6 protein-coding genes are annotated in these 4,083 nt (G+C 44.1%); 5 read left to right on the top strand and 1 reads right to left on the bottom strand.

Going from position 1 to position 4,083, the window contains the following annotated elements:
* The coding region (locus tag INT03_RS11915) for a hypothetical protein (RefSeq protein WP_193009113.1) at nucleotides 1–322 on the top strand (322 nt) is incomplete at its 5' end.
* A gap of 237 nt (nucleotides 323–559) precedes the next feature.
* Nucleotides 560–1,441, top strand: a complete 882-nt coding sequence (locus INT03_RS11910; RefSeq protein ID WP_193009112.1) for a replication initiation protein — start codon at nucleotides 560–562, stop codon at nucleotides 1,439–1,441.
* Nucleotides 1,442–1,551: 110 nt separating this feature from the next.
* Here INT03_RS11910 and INT03_RS11905 read toward each other — a convergent pair whose 3' ends face one another.
* Nucleotides 1,552–2,016, bottom strand: a complete 465-nt coding sequence (locus INT03_RS11905) for a PH domain-containing protein (RefSeq protein ID WP_193009111.1) — start codon at nucleotides 2,014–2,016, stop codon at nucleotides 1,552–1,554.
* A 274-nt stretch (nucleotides 2,017–2,290) separates the two neighbouring features.
* On the opposite strand from INT03_RS11905, the gene INT03_RS11900 reads away from it, so the two are divergent.
* From INT03_RS11900 to INT03_RS15135, 3 genes are all read left to right on the top strand, one after another.
* The gene (locus tag INT03_RS11900; RefSeq protein WP_192520692.1) at nucleotides 2,291–2,647 is read left to right on the top strand and encodes a plasmid mobilization protein; all 357 of its coding nucleotides are present in this window, start codon (nucleotides 2,291–2,293) and stop codon (nucleotides 2,645–2,647) included.
* Nucleotides 2,648–3,330: 683 nt separating this feature from the next.
* Nucleotides 3,331–3,798: an MbeB family mobilization protein gene (locus INT03_RS15140; RefSeq protein WP_225739334.1), complete on the top strand. Its 468-nt coding sequence runs from the start codon at nucleotides 3,331–3,333 to the stop codon at nucleotides 3,796–3,798.
* Between the two features lie 6 nt (nucleotides 3,799–3,804).
* On the top strand, nucleotides 3,805–4,083 hold a 279-nt coding region (locus tag INT03_RS15135), incomplete at its 3' end, for a hypothetical protein (protein WP_413469378.1).

The raw sequence follows: 4,083 nt of genomic DNA, 5'->3' as shown, positions 1-4,083 counted from the left end.
AGCAATACACAGAAGGGCAAATAATTATCGCAGAACAACTGAGCAAACTCGCGACCATACAGATGCAGCTCACAGCAGCCTTGAGCGAGTATCAGAGTACACTAGTACCAGCAGACGAGTTAACGAGCGATATGAGCGCATTAGAGACGATGCTGAAAGGTATCACGGAGCAGCTAAAGAGTTCACAGAACGCAATCAAGCAGTCACAGAGCAAATTGACCAGCGAGTTAGAGACTGTCGCGAAATTAATAAACAAATGACGCAAGAGCTTGAAAAACAACGCCCTAAGAGGACTTATTCGGGTCCCAGTATGGGCAGATAACGTGAAGTAGGTACAACTTTTTATAGCGATGTACGCCTTAAATGGCGTGGCTTACAAGAAAATTCTTAATTGACGTAATAGAAATGAGCGCGTAAACTCAAGTGCTAGAAACGACTAACCCCCAGTGCTACCAACACTAGGGGTTAGATGAATTTTAATCTGTGTCAGCAGATATAAAACCCATTTTTTCGATACGGACATTTTATATCAGCAGGCGCACCAACACAAGTGTGCGTGATGTTAATACTACCGGAAATATACGAAAATCTCCCCTTAAAGCCTTATTGCACCGATGATCTAGGTGGTCTTGTCATTCGTCCTAGGCAAACTGCCGTAAAGATGCGGTATATTCAGCACAACCCTCCTTGCATGACCCACTTTATCTGCCTAGACATTGATCATGAGCATGGCGCAATGCGTTGGGCGGAAGAATACCTACCACCGCCACGGTGGACAAGCCAAAATCCTGAAAACGGACACGCTCATATCGTCTATGAGCTAAAAACGCCCGTTTGCACCAGTGAGCATGGTAGCCGTAAAGCCCTAGAGTATCTCGCTAAAATACAAGCAGGGCTTGTCAGAGAGACAAGAGCAGACGTCGGCTATACCAACTTCATCACCAAAAACCCCATGCACGAGCATTGGCGTACCGAAGTATGGACAAAAGAAGCCTACGAGCTAAATTATCTAGCGGAGTTTGTTGATTTAAGACCTTTAACGAATACCGAGAAAGAATATGGGCTTGGTAGGAACTGTTCCCTGTTCGATACCGTTCGCCATTGGGCGTATTCTGCGATTAGAGAGCACCGAGGTAAGACTTGGGAACAATGGTATAACTCAGTGCTTAAACACGCTCAAAGCGTCAATATGATGTTTTCAGAGCCGTTACCGTACTCAGAAATCAAAGCCACTGCCAAAAGTATCGCAAAATACTGTTGGAAGCGTGACTCATATCACTATAACGAGTTTATTTATCGTCAGGCTATTAAGGGTAGTAAAGGCGGCAAGGTATCTAAACGTAAGCCTGTAGCTACGTCAGAGCAATCATTAAAACCATGGTTAGAGTTAGGTATTTCTGAGAGCACATACCAAAGAAGAAAAAGACTCGGCAAAATTTGACAGTGGATAAGCCTAAATCAGATAACAGCCTTTTGACTGGCTCTTGTTTTATTGCTTAGGCTATCTGATTATGGCTCACTATTGTTCGTTTTGCTCTACTTTATTTATGACTAATCAAATTGAGAAGGGTTCTCTAGAAACTCGTTAACGACCATACGGAACTGCGTTGGGTGTGCGATAAAAGGAATAGGCGTTTTAATTCCTCCAGTACCAGAAATTAAGACAGAGCCATAGTTCAAGATCCTTCCGAAGATACCTTGGTTAACCATCAGTCCTTCAACTTTCTCCAAGCGCAACTCAATAGTATTGCGACGAATGAAACCAGTTTTAGCAATAACACGTTTATTAGTCAAAGCCAGCTCAGTTGTAAGAACTCTAAGAACAGCAACGCCTATAAAAAATGCAGCAAGGAGCAATATAACAAAACCGTTACCCCCTCCTAGAGCAGCGCCTAAGCCACTAAGTAGCAGGAGGCCGCCAATCAAAAGAAATGGCCATTGTGACCACCAAGATACCGTCGCTTCTTGGATAACACGTTCACTGCTAGTAAGGTTTGAATCGATATAACTGCCCATAAACTTCTCCAACATAGATCAGACAAAAACAACATTCTATCAGCAATAAACATGTAACAAATACTAAGACTAAGAACTTTAGTGAAATTATTTAGTATTTGTATTGAATGACATTGCTGATAAATAAACAAGATAACTCTAAATAGTTACCTTTCAATGTTATTATGACATTAAGCCAGCATATGCCGTCATTACAATCTACTTCGTTTCTTTTCATTCTGGCATGCCGGTAAGGGGAAACCCCTTAACCCCAAAAACCTTACGGACGTCACCCATGAGCGATGAAAAACCCACTAAGAAAATCAGAGACAGGCATATTCAAATACGCCTCACTGATGCCGAATTTTCGGAGATAAAAATCCGAGCAGGTGAGCTTGGCACATCAACCTTCTTGCGCCAGTTGGCACTCAATCAAAAGATCGAACAGCCAAAAGCAAAGGCTAAGAAAATCATTCACGCAGCTGATCCCGAATTGGTGCGTCACGTGGCATGGATTGGCAATAACATGAACCAAATTGCCAAGCACCTAAACCAAGGCAACCAAGTAGACAATGAGGTACTTATGACTTTGGTGAAGATACAAGCCGATCTTGATACAGAGCTACAAAGGATTATGAGCGATGATCGTTAAATTCTTTCGTCATGGCACAGGTGGTGGCAGTGCCGTCTTTGATTACTTGCTTGGCAAAGACGGTGATCGCCCTGATGCCGAAATATTGCGCGGTGACGTAGAACAGCAAAAGCTACTCATTGACTCATTAGATTTTAAACGCCAGTACACCAGTGGTTGCTTGAGTTTCGAGGAAGCTCCTGACCATCTAACGCTTAAGCAAAAAAATGACATTATGGATGGCTTTGAAGAAACGATTACCGCAGGGTTAGACGCTGATAGGGTGAGCTTTGCATGGATTGAGCACAGGGACAAAGGGCGGCTTGAGCTGAACTTTGTCATCGCTAATGTTGATCTTGAGCATGGGCGACTGTTCCAGCCCTATATTCACAGCCAAGACAAAACGAGGGTCAATGCGTGGAAAGATCTACAGAACATTTACTATGATTTATCAGACCCAAATGACCCCATACGCAAGCGATTAATGGCGCAGCGTGATAACTTACCCCGAGCGACCAAAGAAGCGCGTGAAGCCATTACAGAGGGCTTAGAAAGCATGGTGGCTAATGGGCTGATAACCAACCGCCATGAGGTCATAAAAACGCTGCAAGACGCAGGGTTTGAAATCGCACGCGAGACGGACAAAGCAATATCTATCAAAAACCCCAGTGGTGGCAGAAACATTAGATTAACAGGCGGATTATATGAGCGAGATTTTAAGTTTAGCCCAGAACTTCAAGAAACAGTCGAACGAGACAGCAGCGCTTATAGAGACAACGCTACAGGACGACTTAGGGAAGCTACACGCGTCCTTTATGAAGAGCTTGATCGAAAGCGAGAGTATCATCAAGCAAGGCACGGAGAGCCTAGACGAGAAGCAAAGCCAGTTAAAGACCATGCTAGAACAGCATCACCAAGCGATCGAGGGCGTATTGGTCAGACACCTTTTCAACGTCCAAGCCCTTACGACAGAAAGCCTAGAAAAGCAAAAGCTAGAGATAGTGGAAATGATGAACGAGTATTCACAAGAGTTAAGCCAAACAATGCAAGCTCATCAAGAAAATGCGCTCGACTTTGTTTACCGCCGAGCATGGGTAGTGGTGATTGGCTGCGCGATTGTCGCTTTAGTGATGATGGGATTTGGCGTCATGCTCGGAATGAAATTAGGATAACAGACCATGCAAAAACAACTGATACAGCAAGTCAGCAAAGCCATGCAAGCGAACGCAGACACGATAGCGCGGCAGAAAGAGATTATCGACCACCAAGAGCAGAGCATCGAGAGATTGAAGCGATTATTGACGGCATTGGCAGAAACGCAAGACAAGGAACTCAAAGCGTTACCAAGTATGTTCGATGCATTAGAGACTTCACTGAGCAAGCACACGAAAGAGCAGCAAGCTTGGTGGAGTCATCGCAAGCAATACACAGAAGGGCAAATAATTATCGCAGAACAA

Source organism: Psychrobacter sp. PG1, from assembly GCF_014897815.1.
In the GTDB taxonomy this organism is placed as follows: domain Bacteria; phylum Pseudomonadota; class Gammaproteobacteria; order Pseudomonadales; family Moraxellaceae; genus Psychrobacter.
Note: the sequence above shows the minus strand (reverse complement) of the source record. Positions and strands in the feature narration are given on the sequence as shown.